Here is a 24,574-nt window from a genome sequence, read left to right as displayed (position 1 = left end):
GTTGCGGCGCAACAGCTCGGCGCATTGTTTGGGCAATGCTTAGGCCCGGTATCGCCCGGACCGTATATCCTGTGTGGTTTGAAATGCGGCGCCGTGCGTGCGCGACCAGGAGGGGTAGATAGTGGCGACTTGGCTAGTAACCGGCGGGGCCGGCTTCATCGGCGGAAATTTTGTTCTCGAGGCCGTCGCGCGCGGGATCCGCGTGATCAATCTCGACGCGCTCACCTATGCGGGGAACCTGAACACGCTGGCGTCGCTGGAAGGCAATGCCGACCATGTCTTCGTCCAGGGCGACATCGGCGACGGCGCGCTGGTGACCCGTCTGCTGCAGGAACACCAGCCGGACGCAGTGCTGAACTTCGCTGCCGAAAGCCATGTGGATCGCTCGATCGAAGGCCCTGGCGCGTTCGTCCAGACCAACGTGGTCGGTACCCTGGCCTTGCTCGAGGCCGTACGCGACTACTGGAAGGCGCTGCCGGATGCGCATCGCGAGGCCTTCCGGTTCCTGCATGTGTCCACCGACGAGGTCTACGGCACGCTGGGCGAGACCGGCAAGTTCACCGAAACCACGCCGTATGCGCCCAATTCCCCGTATTCGGCGTCCAAGGCGGCCTCCGATCACCTGGTGCGCGCGTTCCACCACACCTACGGGCTGCCGGTGCTGACCACCAACTGCTCGAACAACTACGGCCCCTACCATTTCCCGGAAAAGCTCATTCCGCTGGTGATCGCCAAGGCGCTGGCCGGCGAGCCGCTGCCGGTGTACGGCGATGGCAAGCAGGTGCGCGACTGGTTGTTCGTCAGCGACCACTGCGAGGCGATCCGCACCGTGCTGGCCAAGGGCAAGGTCGGTGAGACCTACAACGTGGGCGGCAACTCCGAGCGCCAGAACATCGAGGTCGTGCAGGCAATCTGTGCGCTGCTGGATCAGCACCGCCCGCGCGACGACGGCAAGCCGCGCGCGAGCCAGATCACCCATGTCACCGATCGCCCCGGGCACGACCGTCGCTACGCGATCGACGCCTCCAAGTTGAAGAACGAGCTGGGTTGGGAGCCGGCATATACCTTCGAGCAAGGCATCGCGCAGACGGTGGCGTGGTACCTGACCAACCAGGCCTGGGTGCAGGGCGTGCTGGATGGCAGCTATCGGCTGGAACGGATCGGCGCCGCGGCCTGACGCGAGCCCTTAGCAAGCGCCCGCGCATGTAAGCGTGTGCGGGCCTCAACAGGACATACCTGATGACACAACGTAAAGGCATCATTCTGGCGGGCGGCTCCGGCACGCGCCTGTATCCGATCACCAAGGGCGTCAGCAAGCAGTTGTTACCGGTGTACGACAAGCCGATGATCTACTACCCGCTGAGCGTGCTGATGCTCGCGGGTATCCGCGACATCCTGATCATCAACACGCCGCACGAGCAGGCGCTGTTCCAGTCGCTGCTGGGCGATGGTTCCCAGTGGGGCGTCAATCTCCAGTATGCCGTGCAACCCAGCCCTGACGGCCTGGCGCAGGCCTATCTGATCGGTCGCGAGTTCATCGACGGCAAGCCGAGCTGCCTGGTGCTGGGCGACAATATCTTCCATGGGCATGGTCTGACCGATACTTTGCGCCGCGCCGATGCGCGTGAGCAGGGAGCGACCGTCTTCGGTTACTGGGTCAACGACCCGGAGCGCTACGGCGTTGCCGAATTCGATCAGCAAGGCAAGGTCATCGACATCGCCGAAAAGCCGGAAAAGCCCCGTTCCAACTACGCGGTCACCGGCCTGTACTTCTACGATGGCAAGGCCAGCGATTACGCAGCTGCCCTGAAGCCCTCGCCGCGCGGCGAGCTGGAGATCACCGATCTCAATCGCTGCTATCTCGATGCCGGCGACCTGCACCTGGAGCCGCTGGGGCGCGGGTATGCATGGCTGGATACCGGGACGCACCAGTCGTTGCATGAAGCGGCCAATTTCATCGAGACCATCCAGATGCGCCAGGGCCTGCAGGTGTGCTGCCCGGAAGAAATCGCGTTCGGCCAGGGCTGGATCGATGCGGAGCAGCTGGAGCGCCTGGCGGCGCCGTTGTTGAAGAATGACTATGGCAAGTATCTGACTGCGTTAGCCAAGCGTGGGGTTGTCCATTGAAAGTGATCGAAACGACGTTGCCCGGCTGCGTCGTCATCGAACCTGCGGTCTTTGGCGATGAGCGCGGTCAGTTCTTCGAAACATGGAATGCAGAGCGCTTCGCTCAGCATGGCCTGCCATCGGGTTTTGTGCAAAGCAACGTTTCCACGTCCAGCAGGGGCGTACTGCGCGGGCTGCATTACCAGTGGCCCCGGCCGCAAGGCAAGCTGGTGAGCGTGCTTGAAGGCGAGGTCTACGACGTTGCGGTGGATATCCGCGCCGGGTCTCCCCACTTCGGGCGCTGGACCGCTGTGCTGCTGAGCGCAGAAAACCGACGCCAGGTCTGGATACCCGAGGGCTTTGCGCATGGTTTTGCCGTGCTTTCGGACAAAGCGCTGTTCAGTTATCTGTGCACCGACGTCTATGTCAAGGAAGCCGACGCAGGCGTGCGTTGGGACGATGCAGCGATCGGGATCGATTGGCCGATCAGCGATCCACTGTTGTCCCCCAAGGATGCCAAGGCGCCGTTCCTGGAAGAGGTGCCGGTTGATCGGCTGCCGGTGTATATGCCTTGACCACGTTGGTGTTTGGCGCCAGTGGGCAAGTCGGGACGGAACTGCTGCGCGCGTTGGCTGCCAATGGCTCGGTGCAGGCAACGACACGCAGTGGTCGGCTGCCTGATGGCAGCGCCTGCGAGGCGGCGGACTTTGACGCACCGCAAACGCTGACGGCGTTGCTGGACCGAGTCGGCCCGAGCGTGGTAATCAATGCTGCCGCCTACACCGCAGTGGACCGTGCCGAGCAGGACCGCGACGGCGCTTTGCGTGCCAATGCAACTTCACCCGGCGTCATCGCGGCATGGTGTGCAGCCAACACCGTACCGCTGGTGCACTACTCGACCGACTACGTCTTCGACGGCCAGGGCGCCGTGCCGTATCCGGAGGATGCGCAGACCTCGCCGCTGGGCGTGTATGGCCAGACCAAGCTCGCTGGCGAGCAGGCCATCCGTGCTTCAGGCGCGCAGCACCTGATCCTTCGCACGGCGTGGGTGTATGCCTCGCATGGCGCCAACTTCCTGCGCACCATGTTGCGTGTCGGTGCCGGGCGCGAGGAGCTGCATGTGGTGGCCGACCAGATCGGAACACCGACGCCCGCTGCGCTGATCGCCGATGTCACCGTGCAGTTGCTGCGCCAACGCAGACCTGGCACGTCGGGAACCTGGCATCTCACGGCGGCAGGGCAGACCAGCTGGCATGGCTTTGCCGAGGCGATCTTCCAGGAAGCGGTCAGCGCAGGATTGCTGTCGCGCGCACCGCGCGTGGTGCCGATCACGACCGCCGACTACCCGACGCCCGCACAGCGGCCGGCATACTCGCGGCTGTCGATCGACAAACTGCAGCGCGATTTCGACATCGTGTTGCCGGACTGGCGCGTCGGCCTGCAGCGCGTGATTGCCGAACTTGCAGCTGCCAGACATTAGATGCGCCACTCTGGTCGGTGGCGCTATTTTCGCCGACTGATCCAGGCCGCAAACGCAAACAGCCGGGAATCCCCGGCTGTTTGCTTGTGCACTACAGAATCCCTAAAGCGACCGATCAGGTACGCCCGTAGGTATCTTCGAAACGCACGATATCGTCTTCGCCCAGGTAGCTGCCGGACTGCACTTCGATCAGCTCCAGCGGCAATTTGCCCGGATTGCGCAGGCGATGGGTCACACCAAGCGGAATATAGGTACTCTGGTTCTCGGTGAGCAGCAGCACCTCTTCGCCACGGGTGACTTCTGCAGTGCCGCTGACGACGATCCAGTGTTCGGCGCGGTGGTGATGCATCTGCAGGCTGAGCACGGCACCGGGCTTGACGGTGATGCGCTTGACCTGGTGACGGTGGCCCATGTCGATCGAATCGTAGGCACCCCACGGACGATAGACCTTGCGGTGCCAGGTCGCTTCGGAGCGACCGTCGGCCTTGATCCGGCCGACCACATCCTTCACTTCCTGGATGCGGTCGCGGTGACCGACCAGAACCGCGTCTGGCGTCTCCACCACCACCACGTCCTCCAGGCCGACCATGGCAATCAGGCGTGAGCCGTACGCATAGGTGTTCTTGCAGTCCAGCTGGATGACATCGCCGTGATGCGCATTGCCCTGGCCGTCCTGTTCGGAGACGTCCAGCAGCGACGACCAGGAACCGACATCGTTCCAGCCGGCATCCAGCGGCACCACCACCGCATCGGCAGTCTTTTCCATCACCGCATAGTCGATCGAATCCGACGGGCTGGAGGCGAATGCATCCTTGTCAAGACGGGTGAAGTCGGCGTCGCGTTTGCCGCCTTCCCATGCCTTCTGGCACGCATCGGCGATGGCGGGCTGGAACTTGCGCAGCTCTTCCAGGTAGCGCGAGGCACGGAACAGGAACATGCCGCTGTTCCAGTAATACTCGCCGCTGGCCAGATAGCCTTGCGCAGTGGCCAGGTCGGGCTTTTCGACGAAGCGCTCGACCGCGGTCGCGCCGGTGCCGGCACCGGCCTTGATGTAGCCATAGCCGGTCTCGGGCGCGGTCGGCTTGATGCCGAAGGTGACCAGCTTGCCCTGTGCTGCGGCAGCTGCCGCCACGGTCACGGCGGCCTGGAAGGCGGCCTCGTCACGGATCACGTGATCGGACGGCAGCACCAGCAACAGCGGGTCGCCGCCATTGCGGGTGGCTTCCAGGGCGGCCACGGCAATGGCCGGGGCGGTATTGCGACCCTTGGGTTCGAGCAGGATGGCCGACGGCTTCACGCCCAGCTGCTGCAGCTGTTCGGCGGCCATGAAGCGGTGTTCTTCATTGGCCACCACGATCGGTGCATGTGCCGCTACCGGGGCCGAACGTAGCCAGGTCGCCTGCAGCATGCTGTGCTCGCCGACCAGCGGCAGGAACTGCTTGGGATAGGATTCGCGCGACAGCGGCCACAGGCGCGTGCCGGAGCCGCCGGACAGGATAATCGGAAGGACATCGCTCATGAGCGGGGGAAACTCCAGTGCGTCAAAGTGGGGGGATGGTAAATCAGCCACGGAGCAGATCGGAAATCTCTTGCGTGCGGCTTTCCAGCATAGCGGCGTCGCCGCGCGTTTCCACGTTCAGGCGCAGCAGCGGCTCGGTGTTGGAGCTGCGCAGGTTGAAACGCCATTGGCCGAAGTCGGCGCTGATGCCATCGGTGTAGTCCAGTTCCGGCGACTGATCGGCGTAGTGTTCCATCACGCGGGCAACCGCCGCCTTGGCATCGTCCACCTTGAAGTTGATCTCGCCGCTGCAGGGGAACTTCTGCATGCGCGCTTCGACCAGGTCGGCCAGCGAGCGGCCGGACTGCGACACCAGCTCGGCGATCAGCAGCCACGGAATCATGCCGGAGTCGGCGTAGGCGAACTCGCGGAAATAATGGTGCGCGCTCATCTCGCCGCCATACACGGCGTTTTCGCTGCGCATCTTTTCCTTGATGAAGGCGTGGCCGCTCTTGCACAGCACCGGGATGCCGCCGGCGTCCTCGACCATCTCGACGGTGTTCCAGGTCAGGCGCGGGTCGTGCACGACCTTGCCGCCGGGCTGCTTGGCCAGGATCGCCTGGGCCAGCAGGCCGACCAGGTAGTAGCCTTCGATGAAGCGGCCGGTGTGATCGAAGAAGAAGCAGCGGTCGAAGTCGCCATCCCAGGCAATGCCGAAGTCGGCGCCGTGTTCCTTGACCGCCCGGGCGGTGGCGTCGCGGTTTTCCGGCAACAGCGGGTTGGGAATGCCGTTGGGGAAGTTGCCATCGGGTTCGTGGAAGACGCGGATGAACTCGAACGGCAGGTGCGGCGCCAGCAGGTCGACGATCAGGCCGGCGCCGCCGTTGCCGGCGTTGACCACCAACTTGAGCGGCTTGAGCGTGCTGCGGTCCACGTAGCTGAGCAGGTGCTCCAGGTAGGCGGTCTTGTCGGTGCGGCTGTGCTCGCTTGCGGTGGGTTCGCCGGGGGCGGCGGTGTCGGCAGCGACGGTGTCGCGAATCGCGAACAGGCCGGTGTCGGAGCTGATCGGCCGCGCCTGCTCGCGGACCAGCTTCATGCCGTTGTAGTCCATCGGGTTATGGCTGGCGGTGACCATCACGCCGCCGGCAGCCTTGAGGTAGTCGGTCTGGAAATAGACCTCCTCGGTGCCGCACAGGCCGATGTCGATCACTTCGCGGCCGCTGGCGCGCAGGCCGGCCGAGAGCGCTTCCTGCAGGGCGGGGCTCGCCAGGCGCACGTCGTGGCCCAGGACCACCGGCCCTTGCTCCAGCTGCGCCGCCAGCGCCACGCCGATGCGGCGCGCCAAGTCCTCGTTGAGTTCATCCGGCACGCGGCCGCGAATATCGTAGGCCTTGAAGGCGGGTAGCGTCATGGGAGTTCCTGGTTTGGGGGTCGCCCAAGTTTAGCGGGTGCGCCGTGTCTTGGGTGTGGCCGAATCATGATCAGGGACAGGGAACAGTCACCGGCTAGAATGGGCGCTTCACATCAGCGAGGTGAGGGCGGTGATGCGTGACGATGGACGTGGAACGGCAGACGGCAAACGCCATGCCGATGCCAGGGCGGCGCTGGACGGGCTCCTGGCCGATGGCCAGACCCTGGCAGTGGGCGGCTTTGGCTTGTGTGGAATCCCCGAGGCCCTGATTGCCGCCGTGCGCGACAGCGGGGTGGGTGGGTTGACGGTGATCTCCAACAACGCCGGGGTGGACGGGTTCGGGCTGGGCCAATTACTGGCCACCCGGCAGATTCGCAAGATGATTTCGTCCTACGTGGGCGAGAACAAGGAATTCGAGCGGCAGTACCTGGCCGGCGAACTCGAGCTGGAGTTCAACCCGCAGGGCACGCTGGCCGAGCGCCTGCGCGCGGGCGGTGCGGGAATTCCCGCGTTCTATACCGCAACCGGCTACGGCACCATCGTCGCCCAGGGTAAGGAAACCCGGCAATTCGACGGCAAGCAGTACGTGATGGAAACCGCGTTGCAGGCCGATGTCGCGCTGGTCAAGGCGTGGCGCGCGGATACGGCCGGCAATCTGGTGTTCCGCAAGACCGCGCGCAACTTCAACCCGGCCTGCGCCATGGCCGGGCGCGTCTGTGTTGCCGAGGTCGAGGAGATCGTGGAGGTGGGTGCGATCGATCCGGACCAGGTACATCTGCCCGGCATCTATGTCGACCGGTTGGTGCTCAACGCCACCCCGGAAAAACGCATCGAACAGCGCACCGTGCGCGAAGGACGGCAGTGATGGCCTGGACCAGGGACCAGATGGCGGCGCGAGCGGCGCGCGAATTGACCGATGGGGCCTACGTCAACCTGGGCATCGGCCTGCCGACGCTGGTGGCCAACCACATTCCCGATGGCGTGGATGTGTGGCTGCAGTCGGAAAACGGCCTGCTCGGCATCGGCCCGTTTCCCACCGAGGACGAGGTGGATGCGGACCTGATCAATGCCGGCAAGCAGACAGTGACCGCACGTGCCGGCGCCAGCTATTTCGGTAGCCACGACTCCTTCGCGATGATCCGCGGCGGGCATATCGATCTGGCGATTCTCGGTGCGATGCAGGTCACCGACCGCGGCGACCTGGCCAACTGGATGGTGCCCGGCAAGATGGTCAAGGGCATGGGCGGCGCAATGGACCTGGTGGCCGGCGTCAAGCGCGTTGTCGTGCTGATGGAACACGTCGCCAAGGACGGCAGCCACAAGATCCTGCCCGAATGCGACCTGCCACTGACCGGCGTCGGCGTGGTGGATCGCATCATCACCGACCTGGCGGTATTGGATGTCACCGATGGCGGGCTGGTGCTGGTGGAGGCGGCCGATGGGGTAGAACTGGAGGAGTTGCGCCAGAAGACCGGCGTGGCACTTCTGACGCCTCAACCGTGAGGCCAGGCCGGATGGCCGTCAGGTCATCCGGCTCGAACCGATCCGCGTCCGGTGAAACGGTCGTCGAGTTGCAGATCCGCCAGCCACGGCGCCTGCCAGCGTCCGGAGCCGACGCACTGCAGCGGGATCTGGACCGCGGCTCGATCGAAGTCCAGCAGATGGCTTTCGTCCTGCGCAACCTTGCAAACGTCTGCAATGAACGCCAATGCACCTTCGTGCACCTGTGCGATCGTCGCCCATTGCGCTGGCGACAGCTCCGCACTGGCGTAGACCGCAGTCGGAACGTTGGTGGCGTCTGCAAAATAGGAAAACTGCGGCGAAGGAGCGGTGAGAAGTGTCTCCAGAAGCAGGTCATGGCGCAGGATCGTCGACTGCTCCGGAGCACCTTCGGTACGGCCATCAAAATAGCGGGCGGCGGCCCAACTCTGGGCAGCGATCTTCGTGGCGCGCCCGTTCAGTGCAAAATACGCGCCACCCAGCGGCTGCCCGGTCACTCGCGCGAGGTTGGCCTGGATGGTGCCGGAGTACCCTATGTCGGCCACCATGGCGGCACCGTCGCCTGCGGTCGCCGTCCAGTAACGCAGGTAGGCCGTCCTTTCAGTCTCGGCCAGCGCCAGCAGGTCATTGATCGCTGGGGCAATGAGTTGCAGCAGTTCGGCATGCATCTCCGGCAGGTAGACATCGCGTTGCATGACCGGGCGCCCCAGGCGACGTTCCAGAACAGCTGCGGCAGCATCTCCCAGGCGCGCCTGTATCAGGCCGCTCAACGTGCCGGTGTAGGTGCTGTCCAGCAGCACTGCAAGATCATCCGGTGCATGCAGCGAGGGTGTTCCGGTTCCACGCCGAGATGCCAGCAGATACTTGCCCTGAAGCTGCTGCAGCAAAGGCGAGGTTTGCCTTACTAGCTGAAAACCCTGCTCCAGCAGGTGGCCTTCTCGGCTCAAAAACAGGATTGTTTCGATATTGGCTTGCTTCGCCATGCGGATCAGCCAGGCGAGATAATCGAAGATCAGCGGGCCGATGACCACGTAGCCGAGAGATGCCGGTGAAAGCATCGGCAGCGGCATCAAGGTTTCCGGGTGCCGGTCGGCAAGATCGGCGAATCGATTGGCTAATAGGCCAAGCCACAACTGGTCCTGCCACCGCGTTGCGTCACCCGACGGCGGTCTGAGCGGGCGCAATGCGGGGACCACCTCAAACAGCGCGGATGGGCGAAGCACGTGCACCGGCGTCAACAGCTTGTGCATCTGTGGACGCTGGACATCTGCATGTTCGTTGTCGCCGACATGCAGCCAGTGCGATGTCTCGATGTTTTCGATGCCTGGCAGTTCCTTCCAGGCGCTGTCAGCATCCTTGCGCCAGCCCGTCTCGCACGACACATACCAGGCAGCTGGCAACGCGCTGACGTCGGCCGGCAGGATCTGCTGCAGCAACGTGCTATCCAGATACATGTCCGAAAGCGCAACCAGGCGGATGCCACGTTGTTGCAGGTGCGCCGCCGCTGCGATCACGCCTCGCCGTGGTTGCAGCAATCTGGCCTCCAGCGCCACTTCCAGTGCCTGCAAGGCACCGATGGGAAGTCCTCCCGCACCGGGCAGGCCAGACAGCGTGGTGTAGATGCTTGATAGATCGACATCGGCGCCACGTTGATGGCGTGCCTTCGCCTCGGCAAGCTCGCGGAGTTCGAGAAAATTCCCGACCCCGAATCGGTCCGCGACCAGATGGGCAAGATAGGCGCGCGCACCCGCCGGAAACAGGAACGGCCTCACTACCAAGGTATCGAAGATATCCAGCGACACCAGCCGAGCTTGAAGAGAGGACAGGGTCAACCGCGTGGCGATCGGTGTTTCGAACGCCGCCTGCCAGTTGCGTCCACCTTCGCCGCTGAGTGCCAGCGTGCCATCTTGCGGCAATATGCCAATCCGATACTGCTGGTGGCGCACAACAGCGACGAAGATGCGCTCCACTGCGTGGTGCAGGGTGCCATCGATCTGACCGTGTTCTTCCGGAAAATCCTTGAGTTCCAGATCCAGCGCGTACAACGGCCGCAATGCATCCACCTTCGCCCAGAACATCGATCCGGCAGGAAAATCGATGTACTCCGAGGGACTGATGTCGAATCCAAGTCGCTGGGCAAGCGCGCGACACACGCTGAAATTGCTGAGCCAGGTATGCGCCCACAGCAACACCCGCTCGTAACTCTCGGGATAGAGCATGCCAAGCCGCGGCTCGGCCTGAAACATTCCCAGGTGCCAGGCGATGCGCTCCGGGCTCCCCATCAGGGATGACACCAGGTAACGGCGCCATTGGCCTTGCTCGCTGCCTGTATACAGCGACTTTTTCGTGTGCAGATGGCCAACGACATCCAATGCCAGGACCTGTTCGCGAAATGTCACCAATAGCGGCGCGATGTCACGGCCACGGTTGGGCACGATGCGGATATCGAGCTTGTCCACCCGCGGCAACCTTGAAAAACGGTCTCGCACCTGGACGGCGGCGGCTTCATCCATCACCGACACCAGCAGGTCGTAGCCCACCGGCATGTGCTGGAGTGACTGTGCGAATTCGTCGATCAGGTCGGGATAGAAGACGTGCAGCATCACGCCAGTCTTGAGCCGCAGCTGCGACAGCGGCGCAGGCGCGAGGAAAGGTTCCTGGTCAGACAGGTGATGGACCGCCGGCTGCGTACGCCCGGCCAGTTGCAGCCGCCCCAGCAGGCCGCGTATGCCCAGGGCGCGGATGACCTTGAAGGCCCGTATTGCGACCGCGGCTACGCCGGCGAAACCGCCGCCATGGAGCTCTACCGAGCGACGTGCCGCGGCCAGGAGCTTGGAGAGACTGCCGCTCACGCGGTATGCCGACCGTTGCTCACAGGTTCTGGTAGTTCGGACCCGAACCACCCTCCGGCGTGACCCAGGTGATGATCTCGTACGGGTCCTTGATGTCGCAGGTCTTGCAGTGCACGCAGTTGGCGGCGTTGATCTGCAGGCGCTTGCTGGACGGGCTGCCGGTGTCTGCGACCATCTCGTAGACGTTGGCCGGGCAGAAGCGGGTGCAGGGGTTGTCGTATTCCTGCACGCAGCGGGTGGCGCAGACGTCGGTGTCGAGCACCTTCAGGTGCACGGGCTGGTCTTCGTCGTGCTCGGTGGCGGCGAAGTAGACCGCCTGCAGCCGGTCACGCGGAGCGAGCTCGCGCGTGCCGTAGTCGCGCGTGGGTTGCTCGTACTCGCCGATCTTGTGCAATGCCGACCAGTCGGGCTTGTTCTTCAGTGTCCATGGCGAGGCGCCCTTGAGCGCAGTTTCCCAGGCGGCGTTGAGCAGGCCGAACCACAGGCCCTTCTTGAAGCCCGGCTTGATGTTGCGCACCTGCTTGAGCTCGGCCATCGCATCGGAGGCGCGCAACTTGGCGTCGAAGCCTTGCGGCGCCAGCTGCGATTGCACCAGATGCTCGGCGGCCAGCATGCCGCTGCGGATCGCCTGGTGGGTGCCCTTGATCTTGGGCACGTTGAGCAGGCCGGCAGTGTCGCCGATCAGCAGGGCGCCGGGCATTTCCACCTTCGGCAGCGATTGCCAGCCGCCGGTGACGATGGCGCGTGCGCCGGCCGAGAGGATGCTGCCGCCGTCCAGCAATGGCTTGATCAGCGTGTGGTTCTTCCATTGCTGGAAGGCTTCCCATGGCTGGTATTGCGGGTCGCTGTAGTCCAGCCCGCTCACATAACCGAGCGCGATCTGGTTGTTGTCCAGGTGATACAGGAAGCTGCCGCCGTAGGTGCGGTTGTCGGCCGGCCAGCCCAATGTGTGCACGATCTTGCCGGGGCTGACGCGCCCTTCCGGGACCTGCCACAGTTCCTTGATGCCGATCGAGTAGCCCTGCGGGTCGCTGTCGGCGGTGAGGTCGAAGCGCTTGAGCAGACGCTTGGTCAGATGCCCGCGCGCGCCCTCGGCCAGCACGGTGACCTTGGCGCGGATGTCGATGCCGGCGGTGTAACCGGGCTTGTGCGATCCATCCTTGGCCACGCCCATGTCGCCGATACGCACGCCGATGACCTGGTCGTTGTCGTCGTGCAGCGTTTCGGCGGCGGCAAAGCCCGGGTAGATCTCCACGCCCAGCGCTTCGGCCTGCGGCGCCAGCCAGGCGCACATCGCGCCCAGGCTGACGATGAAGTTGCCGTGGTTGCGCATGCCCGGCGGCACCACCGGGAACTTGCGCGCGCTGTCCTTGCCGAGGAACCAGAATTCGTCGTCGGTGGCGGCCACGCAGATCGGCGGCGGGTTGTCGCGCCAGCCCGGCAGCAGGGCATCCAGCGGGCCCGGCTCGATCACCGCGCCGGACAGGATATGCGCACCGATGGTGCTGGATTTTTCAATCACGCAGACGCTGATGGCCGGATCCAGCTGCTTGAGCCGGATCGCAAAGGCCAGCCCGGCCGGACCGGCGCCGACGGTGACGACGTCGTACTCCATCACGTCGCGCTCGACCGTCTCTGGCGCAGTTGCGCCGACTCCTGCTTCCGACATTGCTCCGCTCCCGTTGGCTCGATGGCTGGCACGCATTTTCCGGGATTCGATGTGACGGCGGCAAATCGGATCGATTCATCCGCGCCACGCAGCCTGCATCCGGCGCGGGCGTCTTCGCTGTGTTCGATGTCGCGCACGAAGCTCATGTCCAGCTTGAGTTCGTCGATCGGCAGGCGATGCAGGTGGCTCAGGCTGGAATAGCCCTGTCTNTGTGTATAAGAGACAGGGCTGGTGCCGCGGCTGGTTGCCGCGCGCGCAGGCCGATGCGCTGCTGCAGGCGCTGCTGACGCAGGTGCAGTGGGAGGTGCATCGCATCCGCATGTTCGGGCGGACGGTGGATTCGCCGCGTCTGAGCAGCTGGATCGGCGATCCGGACGCCAGCTACCGCTACTCGGGCACGCAGTTCGCGCCGCAGCCGTGGCTGGACGTACTGCAGCCCTTGCGCACGCGCCTGCAGGCCGAGACCGGCGAGCCGTTCAACAGCGTGCTGGCCAACCGTTACCGCAGCGGCAACGATGCGATGGGCTGGCACAGCGACGACGAGCCGGAGTTGGGCGCGCAGCCGTTGATCGCTTCGGTCAGCCTGGGCGCGACGCGGCGCTTTGCCTTCAGGCATCGCGCCGATGCGGCAGTGAAGCAGGCGCTGGAACTGGGGCACGGCGATCTGCTGCTGATGGGAGGCGATACCCAGCGCCACTACAGGCATGCGTTGCCGCGCACCGCCAAACCCGTCGGCGAGCGCATCAACCTGACCTTTCGCCAGATTGCGCCGCGCCGCCGCGAGCGCTAGTTCGGCTGTCGCGGTGACAGCGGGCGCGGCAGGCGCTGGCTATCCTGCTGGCCATTGAGCAGGGTCCAGCCGACCAGTTCGGTGGTCACCTGCGTCATCGCCTGTTCGAATGCCGCTGCCACTGCCGCCGTGTCGGTGCCGCTGGACGGGCGTGCAACCAGGAAGGTGCGCGAGGCCACCACGCGCTGGTCGGCGGCGTGCAGCAGCTTGGCATTGAGTTCGATGGTGGCCGAGGGCAGCGACTGGCCGGCGTAATCGGATTCGAAGCGGCGCAGGTCGATCGCCAGCTTGTAGTCGGAGCGGATGCCGGTGCCGATACGGGCGACCGCGGCGATCTTGCCGGAGTCCTCGAACGCACGCACCACGCTGTCTTCCAGCATGTCGGTGGCCGGCTGCGCCCAGCCCGCGCCGTGATAGACCTGCAACTCGCCCGGCGTGGGTCGCACGTTGATGCGTGGGCTGTCGATCACCCGCGCGGCGCTGGGCTTGGACACCGACAGCTGCCAGCTCACCTGCGGCCAGGCCGGGTTCGGCGTAATCCGGACATTGGGCGCGTAGATGGTGGCCGGCTTCTGGTCGCCGCCATTGAGCAGCGAGCAGCCGCCCAGCGCCAGCAGGGAGACGCACAACACGGGACGCAACAGGCGCATGGCAGTCATTTCGGTTCGAACTCCTTGGGTGCGTCGCGGCCGAGCAGGTAGCGCGCAGGGTTGTTGTCCAGTTTGTCGCTGACCCGGCGCAGATCGCGGATCAGGCCGCGCAATTCGGTCAGCGTGGGCCCGAGCTGGCCCAGCCCGTCGTTGGCGAAGCTGTTGATGGCGGCGCGGTTCTCGCCAAGGATGTTGTCGGCGTTGCCGGCGGCCGAATCCAGCTTGACCAGGGTGGCATCGAGCTTTTCCAGGATGCCGGGCAACTGCTGCACCAGGTTCTGGTCCAGCCGCTTGATGGTGCCGTTGGTGGTGGTCAGGGTGGTGTCCAGATTGCGCGCGGCATCGCGCGCGCTGACGATCAGCGCCTGCATGCCTTCGTCGCGATCGGCGATGCCGCCGCTGATCTTTTCCAGGTTCTGCAAGGTGGCGGTGATGCTGGCCACGTTCTTGTCCGAGAGCATCTGGTCCATGCGCTCGACGATGCGGTTGGCGGTGTCGGTGATGTTCTGCAATGCCGACGGCGTGGTCTGGATGATCGGCGCATCGCTCTTGTCGATGGTGGTCAGCGACGGTGCCTCGGGCGTGCCGCCGGAGAGCTGGATGATCGACGGACCGGTCAGGCTGGTGATGGCCAGCTTGGCGCGGGTATCGCTCTTGATCGGCGTGGTGGAGTTCACCCGCACATGCGCGACCACCTGGCGCGGATCGTTCGGTGCCAGCGTCAGCTCGGTGATCGAGCCGACCGCGATGCCGTTGTATTGCACCGGGCTTCCGACCGTCAGGCCGGTCACCGCCTCGCGGAACACCACCCGGTACTGCTGCCAGGTGCGGTCGGAGGAATACTTTGCGGCCCATAGCCCGAACAGCAGCAGGGCCAGGCCCGCCACGATGGTGAAGGCGCCGATCAGGACGTAATTGGCTTTGGTTTCCATGCTCAGGCGGTCTCGGTGGAGTCGGTCTTGGCCGCGCGCGCGGCGCGGGCGCGCGGACCGTGGAAGTATTCCTGGATCCAGGGGTGGTCGATCTGCTCGACCTCGGCCAGCGGCGCGTTGGCGATCACCTTGCGATCGGCCAGCACCGCGATGCGGTCGCAGATGGCATACAGCGTATCCAGGTCATGGGTGATCAGGAACACGGTCAGGCCCAGCGCCTGCTGCAGGGTGCGGATCAACCGGTCGAAGGCGGCCGCGCCGATCGGGTCGAGCCCGGCGGTGGGTTCATCCAGGAACAGCAGCGGCGGATCCAGCGCCAGCGCCCGCGCCAGGCCGGCGCGCTTGCGCATGCCGCCGGACAGCTGCGAGGGCAGCTTGTCCAGCGCATCGGCCGGCAGGCCGGCCAGCTTGATCTTCAGCAGCGCCAGCTCGAAATACCAGCGTTCGGGGAACTCGCCGTGGTGTTCCTTCAGCGGCACCTGCACGTTTTCGCCGACGGTCATCGACGAGAACAGCGCACCGTCCTGGAACAGCACGCCGGTATTGCGGGTGATGTGCTGGCGGTCGGCGAAACGGCCCGAGCGCGCGTCCGCCCCCAGCACCTGGATGCTGCCGGCGTCCGGCTCGCGCAGGCCCAGGATGCTGCGCATCAGCACCGACTTGCCGGTGCCCGAGCCGCCGACCACGCCCAGGATCTCGCCGCGACGTACGTCCAGATCCAGGTCCTCGTGCACGACCTGGCTGCCGAAACGGTTGGTCAGCCCGCGCACCGAGATCGCCAGCTGGTCGTCGTCGGCGTCGGCCTCCGGGCCGGGATTGGGGAGTGGGGAGTCGGGATTGGTCACAGCACGGCTCTCCCGAAAGTCAGGGCGCCAGCTGCGCTCGCGCCCTGCACGAATCCCCAATCCCGAATGTCGAATCCCGTCCTCATCACCACCCCATCTTCATGAACCACAACGCCGCAATCGCGTCGAGGATGATGACCAAGGAAATCGTCTGCACCACCGAGGAGGTGGTGCGCTCGCCCACCGATTGCGCGGTACCGCTGACCTTCAGGCCTTCCAGGCAGCCGATCAGGCCGATCACCAGCGCAAACAGCGGCGCCTTGGACAGCCCGACCAGGAAATGCCGCAACTGGATGGTTTCGTGCATGCGCGCCAGGTACATCTGCGGCGGGATGTCCAGGTCGAATGCGCCCACGGTGACGCCACCGGCCAGGCCGGCGATCATCGCGATGAAGGTCAGCAGCGGCAGGGTGAAGATCAGCGCGAGCAGGCGCGGAATCACCAGCAGGTCGATCGGGTCCAGACCCAGGGTGCGGATCGCGTCCACTTCCTCGCGCGATTTCATCGCGCCGATCTGCGCGGTGAAGGCGCTGGCAGTGCGCCCGGCCAGCACGATGGCGGTCAGCAGCACCGCGAACTCGCGCAGGAACGCGATCGACACCAGCTCCACCACGTAAATTTCCGCACCGAAGTCGCGCAGGATGGTCGAGCCCAGGAAGGCGATCACCGCGCCGACCAGATACGACAGCAGCACCACCAGCGGCACCGCATCCAGGCCGACCTGCTCCATGTGGTGCACGGTGGAGGTCAGGCGGAAACGGCGCGGCTCGTGGATCAGCCGCCCGATCTTGACCAGGTTCTCGCCGAGAAAGCTGTTCAGTTCCAGGATGCCCTGGCCGACGCCATGGGTGGTGCGGCCCAGGCGGTCCAGCGCGGCGACGAAGCCGTAGTCGCGTTTGGGCTTGGGGCGTTCGTCGTTGAGCTCCTCGATGGTGCAGACCAGGGCCTGGTGCTCATCGCGGAAATCGATCGCATCTTCCTTCAGCCCCATGCGGCCGGCAAAGCGCAGCAACTGCAGCACGCCGGCCGAATCCAGCTGGCCGATGCCGCGCGCATCGATGCGGCGCACCCCATCGGGCACGGCCTGCAGCAGTTCTGCCTGGGGCAGGGCGGTCGCCAGCACCCAACTGCCGGCGAGGCGGAGCTGGGTCTGATCCTGCGAGTCTTGGTCGATGCGGGGAGGTTGCGGTGTGATCATGGGTGGCCTGTCCGTGGCGCCAGCATACCGCGGCCGGCGTGAGCAAATGATGGGGACGCTTCGCGCCTGTGGTCCCGGCACGGGCGATCGGCGCGCCGGCCAGGTGCGCTGCGGCATACACTGGCGGCCTCGCCAGACGGCGTTCTTCGATCCGACCCGCCACGCATGTCCGCTGCCACCGTCGTCCAACCGTCCGCCAGCGCCACCTATGCCCAGCGCGTCGCCTTTGTTTCGGAAATCGCCGGACGCCTGCATTCCTACGGCACCACTGCGCAACGTCTGGAGGCGGCCGTGGTCGGACTGTCGCAGAAGCTGGGCCTGGACTGCGAGCCCTGGTCCAATCCCACCGGAATCATCCTGAGCTTCAGCGACCCGACCAAGGCGATCGGCTCCAGCGACATCACCCGGGTGATCCGGCTGGCCCCGGGCGAGAACGATCTCTACAAGCTCAGCGTGGCCGATTACGTGGCCGACAGCGTGGCCAACGGGCGCATGAGCATCGCCCAGGGCCATACCGCGCTGCGGCGGCTGGACCGCGAGGTCGATCGGCGCGGCAGGACCATGCAGGTGCTGGCATTCGGGCTGGCCGCCGCCGGGGTGGCGGGGTTGTGGAAACTGCCCTGGCTGGACATCGCCACCGCCGGCACGATCGGGATGTCGATCGGCCTGCTGACCCAGTACACCGACAAGCGGCCGGCGACCAAGGAGGCCGGCGAGGCACTGGCCGGGCTGTTGGCCGGGGTGGTGGCCGCGGTGGTGGCGTCGCTGGTCGGGCCGTTGAACCTCAATACGGTGATCATCGCCTCGCTGGTGGTGCTGCTGCCCGGCATGTCGTTGACCAACGCCTTCAACGAGCTGGCCAGCCAGCATTGGGTCTCAGGCACGGCGCGGCTGGCCGGTGCGGTGACCACGGTGCTCAAGCTCACCGTCGGTGCGGTGATCGCGGTGACGGTGACCCAGGTGCTCGGCCTGCACCCGCAGGTGGCCGCTTTGCGCCCGCAGGCCGGCTGGGTGGAATGGGCGTCGCTGCTGGTGGCCGCTTATGCGTTTGCGGTGTTGTTCAAGGCCAATCGACGCGATTATCTATGGATCATGGCAGCGGCCATGTCCGGGTATGTCATTGCGCGTTATGCCGGGCATGCCTGGGGTGGTCCGGCCGGCGTCTTTGCATCGGCGATGGCATTGACCGCGGCCGGTAATCTGTTCGGGCGGGTGGTGCAAAAACCCGGTGCGTTGATCCGTCTGCCCGGCATCATCATGCTGGTTCCGGGCAGTGTCAGCCTGCGTGGCTTTCTGACCCTGGTACAGCAGCAGGATGTCAGCGTCGGGCAGGCTGCACTATTGGCGGTGACCAATATCGTGATGGCCCTGATGGCCGGATTGCTGTTTGGCAATCTATTGATTCCGGCCCGCAAGAATTTATGACCGTCGGGAAAATGCGCAATAAAAAAACGCCGGCAGTGCCGGCGTTTCTTATTGTTATGAATCAAGCGGGCTTGGACTTCTTGGGTGCGCGCTTGGTGGTGGCTTTACGCGGCGAGGCTTTCTTGGCCGGAGTCTTCTTGGTGCTGACCTTGCTGATCAGGAAGTCTTCGACCTTCTTGCCGGCGGCGGTCAGCTCGGCCAGCCAGCGCGGCTGCTTGCCGCGGCCGGTCCAGGCTTCCTGCGGGTTGGCGGGGTTGCGATACTTCGGCGCAACCTTGCCCAGCTTGCGGCCGGCGCGCGGACCCGGCTTGGCAGCGGCAGCCGCACGGCCCGCACCGGCGCTGGCGCCAAACAATTCTTCGATGGAATAACCCTGGGCTTTTGCCGCGCGGGTCAGCTGCGTGCGAACCTTGGCAATTGGTGCGCGCTTGGCAACCACGGTCTGCTGCTTTTTCGCATTTTTGATCAGGGCACCCAACTGCTTGGCCGACAGGCCGCTAAGATCGATCGACATCACTACTCCGGAAGATGAGGGAGAAAAGAATGCCGGTCCGTGGCAGCGCTGGCCATCATAATGTGAGAAAACCCGGGTGACAAATGCGCCGAAATAATTCGGCGCCTTGTGTTCATCCAATCGAAGGGGTTTCGGGTGGTTTGATCAACGACCCAGGCGGGAGAATAACCCGGCCTTATCCAGGTTTTCTGCTGCCTCTGCAGTGCGGGCACGATATTCAAATGTACCGGCGGCCAATCCGCGCTCGGAGACCACCACCCGATGCGGAATGCCCAGCAGTTCCATATCGGCAAACATGGCGCCCGGGCGCAGGCCGCGATCGTCCAGCGCCGCTTCGATCCCGGCGGCGATCAATTCGTCCAGCAATGCCTGGGCGGCGGCAAGCACCTGCGCATCCTGCTTGGGGTTGATGATGCAGACCACCACCTGCCACGGTGCCATCGGCGCCGGCCAGACGATGCCGGCCTCGTCATGGTTCTGCTCGATCGCCGCAGCGACGATGCGCGAAATGCCGATGCCGTAGCAGCCCATCTTCATCACCGCGGGCTTGCCGTTCTCGTCGATCACGGTGGCCTGCAGCGCCTGCGCATACTGGTCGCCGAGCTGGAACACATGGCCCACTTCGATCCCGCGCGCCAGACGCAGTTCGCCGCCATCGGCCGCGCGTTCGCCGTCGATGACGTTGCGCACATCCGCAACGGTGTCCGGTTCGGGCAGGTCGCGGCCCCAGTTGACGCCTGCCAGGTGCTCGCCGGGCACATTGGCGCCGACCACGAAATCGGCCATCGCCGCGACATCGCGGTCGGCCACCACGCGCACCGGGCGGGCGGTGTTCACCGGGCCCAGGAAACCCGGCTGGCAGCCGAGGTGGTCGCGGATCTCGGTCTCGTTGGCCAGGCGGTAGCCGGCCAGGCCGGCGACCTTGGCCAGCTTGATCTCGTTGACGGCGTGATCGCCGCGCACCAGCACCAGCACGAAGCCGGCCTCGGTCATCACCGCCACCGACTTGACCGTGCGCTGCAGCGTGATGCCCAGCAACCGGGCGACGTCTTCGCAGGTCTTCTGGGTGGGCGTTGCAACCTGGCGCATCGCCTCGCCGGCCTCGGCGCGCGGGGCAGGCAGGGCGGCGCTGGCGGTTTCCACGTTGGCGGCGTAATCGGAGCCGGTGGAGAACGCCAGCGAGTCTTCGCCGGAGGCGGCGATGACGTGGAATTCCTGCGAGGCATCGCCGCCGATCGCGCCGGAATCGGCCTGCACGGCGCGGAATTCCAGCCCCAGCCGGGTGAAGATGCGGGTGTAGGCCGCGCGCATGTTGTCGTATTCGCGCGCCATGTCGGCATCGGTGAGATGGAAGGAGTAGGCGTCCTTCATCAGGAACTCGCGCGCGCGCATCACGCCGAAGCGCGGGCGGATCTCATCGCGGAACTTGGTCTGGATCTGGAAGAAGTTCAGCGGCAACTGCTTGTAGCTGTTGATTTCCTGGCGCGCGAACTCGGCCGCGGCCTCTTCGGCGGTCGGGCTGTAGCAGAACTCCTGTTCCTTGCGATCCTTGATCTTGAGCAACTGCCCGCCGAACTTTTCCCAACGGCCGGTGGCGTCCCACAGTTCGCGCGGCTGGATGGTGGGGAACAGCACTTCCACCGCCCCGGCGCGGTTCATCTCCTCGCGCACGATGGCCTCGACCTTGCGCAGCACGCGCAGGCCCAGTGGCGACCAGGTGTACAGCCCGGAGGCCAGCTTGCGGATCATGCCCGCGCGCAGCATCAGACGGTGGCTGACCAGCTCGGCGTCGGCCGGGGTTTCCTTGGTGGTGTGCAGGTGGAACTGGGAAAGACGCATCGGGCTTCGCTTGGGCGGAAAGCCCATAGTTTGCCAGTCTCGCGCCCTGCCGGTCAGTGGCGCCGGCCGATCGGCCGGGCGGATGGGCCGGCAGGTGGCCGCTCCCGGGCCGGCTCAGGTGGCCGGAGTGCCGCTCGCTGCCGGCTTGCAATAGGCCTTGGCGGCCGCCTCGGCGAGATTGCGCTGCGCCGCGCGGGCCTCCGGGTCCAGCGCGGTGCCGGGCTTGCCGTCGGCGCCGGCGCCCATGGTGACCTCGCCCTTGCCGTTGAGCAGTTCCAGGTTGCGGCGTGCGGTCAGGCAGTCGGCCGACTCGGGCGTGGCGGTCTCCGGCGCGGCGATGGCGGCGGTGCCGCTGCGCGCATCGATCCGGCGCGCTTCATAGCGCTGGCCGGTCGGTGGCGGGGTTTCGGTGTACTGGGTGACGCCCCTGGCGTCCTTCCATTTATAGAGATCGGTCGCGCCGGCGGCGGCGCTGGCCAGCATCAGCAGGGCGCAAAGCCCGGACGACAGGTGCATGTGGCTTCCCCTGGATGATTCCCGCGGCGATTGCAGCATCCGCCGCCGGCGCTGGCAAGTAATGCCGCGCACGCGCATGCATGACGCAGGCGCGCTACCGCCGGACGGACCTCAGGCCCTACACTTGCCGGATGGATGAGATGAGACCGCCCCCGCGCTCGCGCACGATCTACCTGCTGCCGAACCTGTTCACCACCGCCGGGCTGTTTTCCGGTTTCTACGCCATCATCGCCGCCGCCAACGGGCAATTCGTCCAGGCGGCCATGGCGGTGTTCGTGGCCGCGGTGATGGACGGGCTGGACGGCCGGGTCGCGCGCCTGACCAATACCAGCAGCGAATTCGGCGTGCAGTACGACTCGCTGGCCGACCTGGTCAGCTTCGGCATGGCCCCGGCGCTGGTGATGTATCACTGGTCGCTGTCGGCGCTGAAGTACGACAGCAACGTGATGGGCCGGGTCGGCTGGTCGGCCGCGTTCCTGTATGCGGCCTGCGCGGCGTTGCGCCTGGCGCGCTTCAATACGCAAGTGGGCGTGGTCGACAAGCGCTGGTTCATCGGCCTGGCCAGTCCGGCGGCCGCTGGCCTGATGATGTCCTTCGTCTGGGCGTTTGCCGACGACAGCCTGGGCTTCGATGGCGAGCAGCTGCGTTACCTGGCGCTGGCGGTCACCGTGGTGGCGGCCTTGCTGATGGTCAGCCGGATCCGGTTCTGGAGTTTCAAGGGCGGCGCGCGTGGTCCGCGCGCCGACCGGGTGCCGTTCCTGGCGCTGGCGATCGCCACGGTGGTGATCGCGCTGCTGGTGATCGACCTGGCCCGTTCGCTGCTGGTGATCGGTGTGCTGTATGCGCTGTCCGGCCCGGTGCTGTGGGTATGGCGGCGCTGGCGGCGCACGCCCGAGCTGCCATGAACCGGCCAGCCGCGATGCATCGACTGCCATGAGCCAGATGCCATGAGCCAGATGCCATGAGCCAATTGGGCTCCGAGCCGATGTGGTCCGATCTGCAGGTGTCGTATCTGCAGGCGTTGGGACACACCGTGTACCTGGACCGCGACAGCGTGGACGCTGCGGCGGCCGAGGAGAGGATCGAGCGTGCGCCGGTGGCCGCACCGCCGCGCGCGGAGCGCACCTCGCCCAATCCGGCGCCAGCGTTACCGCCGGCGGCCCGTCGCAGCGCGCCGGCCGCGCCGGCCGATGCGCCGCATGCGGTCACGACTGCGCCGTCGGCAGTGCCGCGGCGCAGCCGGGTCGGCCTGCCCGACCGCCTGCAGATGGCGTTGCTGCGTGCCTCCGGCTGCAACCCGGGCGATCCGCAGACGCAAGCCTTGATGGCGTCCTGGCCGCTGGCCGAGTTGCGTGGCAATCCGGCGGCCAAGCGCGCGCTGTGGCCGCAACTGCGCGCGTTGCGGCGGCGCCAGGGCCCGGCATGAGCGCCTTGAACGTACCGCTGCCCACCTCGCTGCGCGCCATGCGCGAGAGCGATCTGGACGTGGTGATGGACATCGAACATCGCGCCTATCCGTTCCCGTGGACGCGCAACATCTTTCGCGATTGCCTGCAGGCCGGCTATCCGGGCTGGGTGATGGAGCAGGGCGGGCAGGTCATTGGCTACGGAGTGATCAGCATCGCTGCCGACGAGGCGCACGTGCTCAATGTCTGCATCGCACCGGAAGCGCAATCCCGCGGGCATGGCCGCGTGCTGTTGCGCGCGCTGATCAAGGGTGCCTGCGATCGCGGCGCGCGGCGTGCCTTCCTGGAAGTGCGCCCGTCCAATCCGTCGGCGATTGCGCTGTATCACTCCGAAGGCTTCAACGAGATTGGCCGTCGGCCACGCTACTACCCCTCCAGCAGCGGCCGCGAAGATGCGTTGGTGATGGCGATCGAGTTGTCCTTCGACGGGTTCTCCTGAAATTCATCGGCCGAGGCTGATCCGAGCCTTCGCGCGCGTCCGGCTGGAATTGCGCGCATGCACCCGATACGCACTGCGTGCTTGCGTCGGTGAGCGGCATCACGGCCTGGACACATCGGCCCTGCGCCTGCGTCGCGGTCGCAGGACCGCCCCGGTGCTTGTCCTGTTACGCAGCAGATGCGGCTTTGGCATGACGCCGTGCCATCGGGTGACCAGGCAATCGTGCGTGCTGTGACCTGGGTCCTGGCGCATCGCTGCAATCGATCGCAACAACCGGCCATCTCCCGCCGCGACGCTTGAGTCGGCCGCGTGCGCGTCGACATCCGGCACGGCGCACCAGTCCGCGCAAGGGTGATTCCTTCGCCAGCTCTTTTTCGTGTCTTCAGTGCCGTGACCGATCGCGCCCAGGCACCGTGCGGTCGCACTGCATCACATCGCAGCTGCCACAGGCATCGAAAAAACCTGCGCGCATGTGATCGCGGTGGCACACCGTGCTGGAGCCGTGTCGGTCTGCGCCGCGATGCAGCGCATGCTGCGCTGCAGTGTCCTCGCGCCTGTCTCTGCGTGTCTTGATTACAGCGTTTTGTCTTCTCTTGCGTGTCCCGCAACCGTTTGCGTGACTGCGCGTGCACATCGATACATCGCCTAGATACAAGCCATTGCGATGCTCCTAGTATCGGTACCGCGGAACTGAACATTACAGAGATGAAAAGTATGTTCCGCGCCTGCTAGACGAGGGGTGTGCCGCCGCGCGGCGCATCGAACCCATCCGAGGGAGACATCAAGATGAAGCCGAAATTTTCAACGGCGGCCGCCGCGTCGCTGTTTGTCGGGTCGTTGCTGGTCGTTGGCATTGCCTGTGCCGATCCTGCGCTGGAAGTTGCAACCACTGGTTGGGCAACACAGAACGGAGGGACCAAGGGCGGCTCCAAAGCGGCCGCTGCCAACATCTACACGGTCAAGAATGCCGCCGAACTGAAGAGCGCGCTGAAAGCCAGCGTGGGCAGCAACGGACGCATCATCAAGGTCAGCGGCATCATCGATGTCAGCGAGGGCAAGCCGTACACCAAGACCTCGGACATGAAGAGCCGCGCGCGTCTGGACATCCCCACCAAGACCACGCTGATCGGCATCACCAGCAATGCGGAAATCCGCGAAGGCTATTTTTACGTCAAGGCCAACGACGTCATCATCCGCAACCTCACCATCGAAAACCCCTGGGATCCGGAGCCGGTCTGGGACCCGGATGACGGCAGCGCCGGCAACTGGAACGCCGAGTACGACGGCCTCACGGTCGAGGGCGCGACCAACGTGTGGGTGGACCATGTCACCTTCACCGACGGTCGCCGCACCGACGATCAGAACGGCACCGCCAACGGCCGCCCCAAGCAGCATCACGATGGCGCAATGGACGTCAAGAAGGGCGCCAACTTCGTCACCATCT

General features: G+C 65.5%; 22 protein-coding genes and 1 pseudogene. 12 read left to right on the top strand and 11 right to left on the bottom strand.

The genetic code is table 11. From position 1 onward, the window contains the following. Window positions 1–121: 121 nt before the first annotated feature. From rfbB to rfbD, 4 genes are all read left to right on the top strand, one after another. Window positions 122–1,177, top strand: a complete 1,056-nt coding sequence (rfbB, locus tag C0541_RS17485) for a dTDP-glucose 4,6-dehydratase (RefSeq protein WP_115050503.1) — start codon at window positions 122–124, stop codon at window positions 1,175–1,177. 62 nt (window positions 1,178–1,239) lie between these two features. Further along, window positions 1,240–2,127 carry a glucose-1-phosphate thymidylyltransferase RfbA gene (gene rfbA, locus C0541_RS17480; RefSeq protein WP_115050501.1) on the top strand — a complete coding sequence of 296 codons (888 nt, stop codon included), beginning with the start codon at window positions 1,240–1,242 and terminating at the stop codon, window positions 2,125–2,127. Next, on the top strand, window positions 2,124–2,681 hold the full coding sequence (gene rfbC, locus C0541_RS17475; RefSeq protein WP_115050499.1) for a dTDP-4-dehydrorhamnose 3,5-epimerase: 558 nt from the start codon (window positions 2,124–2,126) through the stop codon (window positions 2,679–2,681). The genes rfbA and rfbC overlap by 4 nt, the downstream gene beginning before the upstream one ends. Beyond that, window positions 2,678–3,586 carry a dTDP-4-dehydrorhamnose reductase gene (gene rfbD / locus C0541_RS17470; RefSeq protein WP_115050497.1) on the top strand — a complete coding sequence of 303 codons (909 nt, stop codon included), beginning with the start codon at window positions 2,678–2,680 and terminating at the stop codon, window positions 3,584–3,586. The genes rfbC and rfbD overlap by 4 nt, the downstream gene beginning before the upstream one ends. A 115-nt stretch (window positions 3,587–3,701) precedes the next feature. Here rfbD and C0541_RS17465 read toward each other — a convergent pair whose 3' ends face one another. Together C0541_RS17465 and C0541_RS17460 are read right to left on the bottom strand one after the other, a co-directional pair. Next, window positions 3,702–5,105 (bottom strand): mannose-1-phosphate guanylyltransferase/mannose-6-phosphate isomerase, encoded by a 1,404-nt coding sequence (locus C0541_RS17465; RefSeq protein WP_115050495.1) that lies wholly within the window; start codon window positions 5,103–5,105, stop codon window positions 3,702–3,704. 43 nt (window positions 5,106–5,148) lie between these two features. Continuing rightward, window positions 5,149–6,495, bottom strand: coding sequence for a phosphomannomutase (locus C0541_RS17460; RefSeq protein ID WP_115050492.1), 1,347 nt, complete (start codon window positions 6,493–6,495; stop codon window positions 5,149–5,151). A gap of 133 nt (window positions 6,496–6,628) precedes the next feature. Between C0541_RS17460 and C0541_RS17455 the strand changes: the two genes are divergently transcribed. After that, window positions 6,629–7,360, top strand: coding sequence for a CoA transferase subunit A (locus tag C0541_RS17455; protein ID WP_115050490.1), 732 nt, complete (start codon window positions 6,629–6,631; stop codon window positions 7,358–7,360). Further along, on the top strand, window positions 7,360–7,998 hold the full coding sequence (locus tag C0541_RS17450; protein WP_115050489.1) for a CoA transferase subunit B: 639 nt from the start codon (window positions 7,360–7,362) through the stop codon (window positions 7,996–7,998). Before C0541_RS17455 ends, C0541_RS17450 begins: the two co-directional genes overlap by 1 nt. 23 nt (window positions 7,999–8,021) lie before the next feature. On the opposite strand, the gene C0541_RS17445 is transcribed toward C0541_RS17450, so the two are convergent. Both C0541_RS17445 and C0541_RS17440 read right to left on the bottom strand, forming a co-directional pair. Then, on the bottom strand, window positions 8,022–10,757 hold the full coding sequence (locus C0541_RS17445) for a rhamnan synthesis F family protein (protein ID WP_115051137.1): 2,736 nt from the start codon (window positions 10,755–10,757) through the stop codon (window positions 8,022–8,024). Window positions 10,758–10,866: 109 nt separating this feature from the next. Beyond that, window positions 10,867–12,516: an electron transfer flavoprotein-ubiquinone oxidoreductase gene (locus tag C0541_RS17440; RefSeq protein WP_115050487.1), complete on the bottom strand. Its 1,650-nt coding sequence runs from the start codon at window positions 12,514–12,516 to the stop codon at window positions 10,867–10,869. 211 nt (window positions 12,517–12,727) lie between these two features. Between C0541_RS17440 and C0541_RS17430 the strand changes: the two genes are divergently transcribed. Next, window positions 12,728–13,306, top strand: a complete 579-nt coding sequence (locus C0541_RS17430; protein ID WP_115050483.1) for an alpha-ketoglutarate-dependent dioxygenase AlkB family protein — start codon at window positions 12,728–12,730, stop codon at window positions 13,304–13,306. Here the strand turns inward: C0541_RS17430 and C0541_RS17425 are convergent. From C0541_RS17425 to C0541_RS17410, 4 genes are all read right to left on the bottom strand, one after another. Further along, window positions 13,303–13,965: an ABC-type transport auxiliary lipoprotein family protein gene (locus tag C0541_RS17425; RefSeq protein ID WP_115050481.1), complete on the bottom strand. Its 663-nt coding sequence runs from the start codon at window positions 13,963–13,965 to the stop codon at window positions 13,303–13,305. The genes C0541_RS17430 and C0541_RS17425 overlap by 4 nt on opposite strands. Beyond that, entirely contained in the window at window positions 13,962–14,888 is a 927-nt protein-coding gene (locus C0541_RS17420) for an MlaD family protein (protein ID WP_016903957.1), read from the bottom strand. Before C0541_RS17420 ends, C0541_RS17425 begins: the two co-directional genes overlap by 4 nt. Before the next feature lie 2 nt (window positions 14,889–14,890). Then, complete coding sequence (locus C0541_RS17415; RefSeq protein ID WP_115050480.1) at window positions 14,891–15,733, bottom strand: ABC transporter ATP-binding protein; 843 nt, start codon at window positions 15,731–15,733, stop codon at window positions 14,891–14,893. Window positions 15,734–15,818: 85 nt separating this feature from the next. After that, window positions 15,819–17,048 (bottom strand): MlaE family lipid ABC transporter permease subunit, encoded by a 1,230-nt coding sequence (locus tag C0541_RS17410; protein WP_429001355.1) that lies wholly within the window; start codon window positions 17,046–17,048, stop codon window positions 15,819–15,821. A gap of 48 nt (window positions 17,049–17,096) precedes the next feature. Here C0541_RS17410 and C0541_RS17405 point away from each other — a divergent pair, with 48 nt between their 5' ends. Then, complete coding sequence (locus tag C0541_RS17405) at window positions 17,097–18,356, top strand: threonine/serine ThrE exporter family protein (protein ID WP_115050476.1); 1,260 nt, start codon at window positions 17,097–17,099, stop codon at window positions 18,354–18,356. Window positions 18,357–18,417: 61 nt separating this feature from the next. Here the strand turns inward: C0541_RS17405 and C0541_RS17400 are convergent, their stop codons facing one another. The 3 genes from C0541_RS17400 to C0541_RS17390 form a co-directional block, all read right to left on the bottom strand. Next, the gene (locus C0541_RS17400; protein WP_115050474.1) at window positions 18,418–18,870 is read right to left on the bottom strand and encodes an H-NS family nucleoid-associated regulatory protein; all 453 of its coding nucleotides are present in this window, start codon (window positions 18,868–18,870) and stop codon (window positions 18,418–18,420) included. Window positions 18,871–19,014: 144 nt separating this feature from the next. Continuing rightward, a complete protein-coding gene (locus C0541_RS17395) occupies window positions 19,015–20,709 on the bottom strand; it encodes a proline--tRNA ligase (RefSeq protein WP_115050472.1) in 1,695 nt (564 codons plus the stop codon). A gap of 114 nt (window positions 20,710–20,823) precedes the next feature. Next, window positions 20,824–21,225, bottom strand: coding sequence for a DUF4124 domain-containing protein (locus C0541_RS17390; RefSeq protein ID WP_161960143.1), 402 nt, complete (start codon window positions 21,223–21,225; stop codon window positions 20,824–20,826). Window positions 21,226–21,356: 131 nt separating this feature from the next. Between C0541_RS17390 and pssA the strand changes: the two genes are divergently transcribed. The 4 genes and pseudogenes from pssA to C0541_RS17370 all read left to right on the top strand — a co-directional run. Then, complete coding sequence (pssA, locus tag C0541_RS17385) at window positions 21,357–22,130, top strand: CDP-diacylglycerol--serine O-phosphatidyltransferase (protein ID WP_115050470.1); 774 nt, start codon at window positions 21,357–21,359, stop codon at window positions 22,128–22,130. 56 nt (window positions 22,131–22,186) lie between these two features. After that, entirely contained in the window at window positions 22,187–22,651 is a 465-nt protein-coding gene (locus C0541_RS17380) for an alanine acetyltransferase (protein ID WP_115050468.1), read from the top strand. Continuing rightward, the gene (rimI, locus tag C0541_RS17375) at window positions 22,648–23,130 is read left to right on the top strand and encodes a ribosomal protein S18-alanine N-acetyltransferase (protein ID WP_161960142.1); all 483 of its coding nucleotides are present in this window, start codon (window positions 22,648–22,650) and stop codon (window positions 23,128–23,130) included. Before C0541_RS17380 ends, rimI begins: the two co-directional genes overlap by 4 nt. A 786-nt stretch (window positions 23,131–23,916) precedes the next feature. Beyond that, window positions 23,917–24,574 (top strand): annotated as a pseudogene (locus tag C0541_RS17370) (pectate lyase); the annotation flags it as partial.

It is taken from the genome of Xanthomonas arboricola (assembly GCF_003353015.1).
Classification (GTDB): domain Bacteria; phylum Pseudomonadota; class Gammaproteobacteria; order Xanthomonadales; family Xanthomonadaceae; genus Xanthomonas; species Xanthomonas arboricola_E.
This window is presented reverse-complemented; position numbering and strand designations above follow the sequence as displayed.

Bases quoted from the DNA above. Each gene is read 5' to 3' on its own strand.
- rfbA (WP_115050501.1), top strand. From the start codon at position 1,240: ATGACACAACGTAAAGGCATCATTCTGGCGGGCGGCTCCGGCACGCGC.
- C0541_RS17465 (WP_115050495.1), bottom strand. From the start codon at position 5,105: ATGAGCGATGTCCTTCCGATTATCCTGTCCGGCGGCTCCGGCACGCGC.
- C0541_RS17460 (WP_115050492.1), bottom strand. From the start codon at position 6,495: ATGACGCTACCCGCCTTCAAGGCCTACGATATTCGCGGCCGCGTGCCG.
- C0541_RS17455 (WP_115050490.1), top strand. From the start codon at position 6,629: ATGCGTGACGATGGACGTGGAACGGCAGACGGCAAACGCCATGCCGAT.
- C0541_RS17450 (WP_115050489.1), top strand. From the start codon at position 7,360: ATGGCCTGGACCAGGGACCAGATGGCGGCGCGAGCGGCGCGCGAATTG.
- C0541_RS17440 (WP_115050487.1), bottom strand. From the start codon at position 12,516: ATGTCGGAAGCAGGAGTCGGCGCAACTGCGCCAGAGACGGTCGAGCGC.
- C0541_RS17425 (WP_115050481.1), bottom strand. From the start codon at position 13,965: ATGACTGCCATGCGCCTGTTGCGTCCCGTGTTGTGCGTCTCCCTGCTG.
- C0541_RS17420 (WP_016903957.1), bottom strand. From the start codon at position 14,888: ATGGAAACCAAAGCCAATTACGTCCTGATCGGCGCCTTCACCATCGTG.
- C0541_RS17410 (WP_429001355.1), bottom strand. From the start codon at position 17,048: ATGCCGCAGCGCACCTGGCCGGCGCGCCGATCGCCCGTGCCGGGACCA.
- C0541_RS17405 (WP_115050476.1), top strand. From the start codon at position 17,097: ATGTCCGCTGCCACCGTCGTCCAACCGTCCGCCAGCGCCACCTATGCC.
- C0541_RS17400 (WP_115050474.1), bottom strand. From the start codon at position 18,870: ATGTCGATCGATCTTAGCGGCCTGTCGGCCAAGCAGTTGGGTGCCCTG.
- C0541_RS17395 (WP_115050472.1), bottom strand. From the start codon at position 20,709: ATGCGTCTTTCCCAGTTCCACCTGCACACCACCAAGGAAACCCCGGCC.
- C0541_RS17390 (WP_161960143.1), bottom strand. From the start codon at position 21,225: ATGCACCTGTCGTCCGGGCTTTGCGCCCTGCTGATGCTGGCCAGCGCC.
- pssA (WP_115050470.1), top strand. From the start codon at position 21,357: ATGGATGAGATGAGACCGCCCCCGCGCTCGCGCACGATCTACCTGCTG.
- C0541_RS17380 (WP_115050468.1), top strand. From the start codon at position 22,187: ATGAGCCAATTGGGCTCCGAGCCGATGTGGTCCGATCTGCAGGTGTCG.
- rimI (WP_161960142.1), top strand. From the start codon at position 22,648: ATGAGCGCCTTGAACGTACCGCTGCCCACCTCGCTGCGCGCCATGCGC.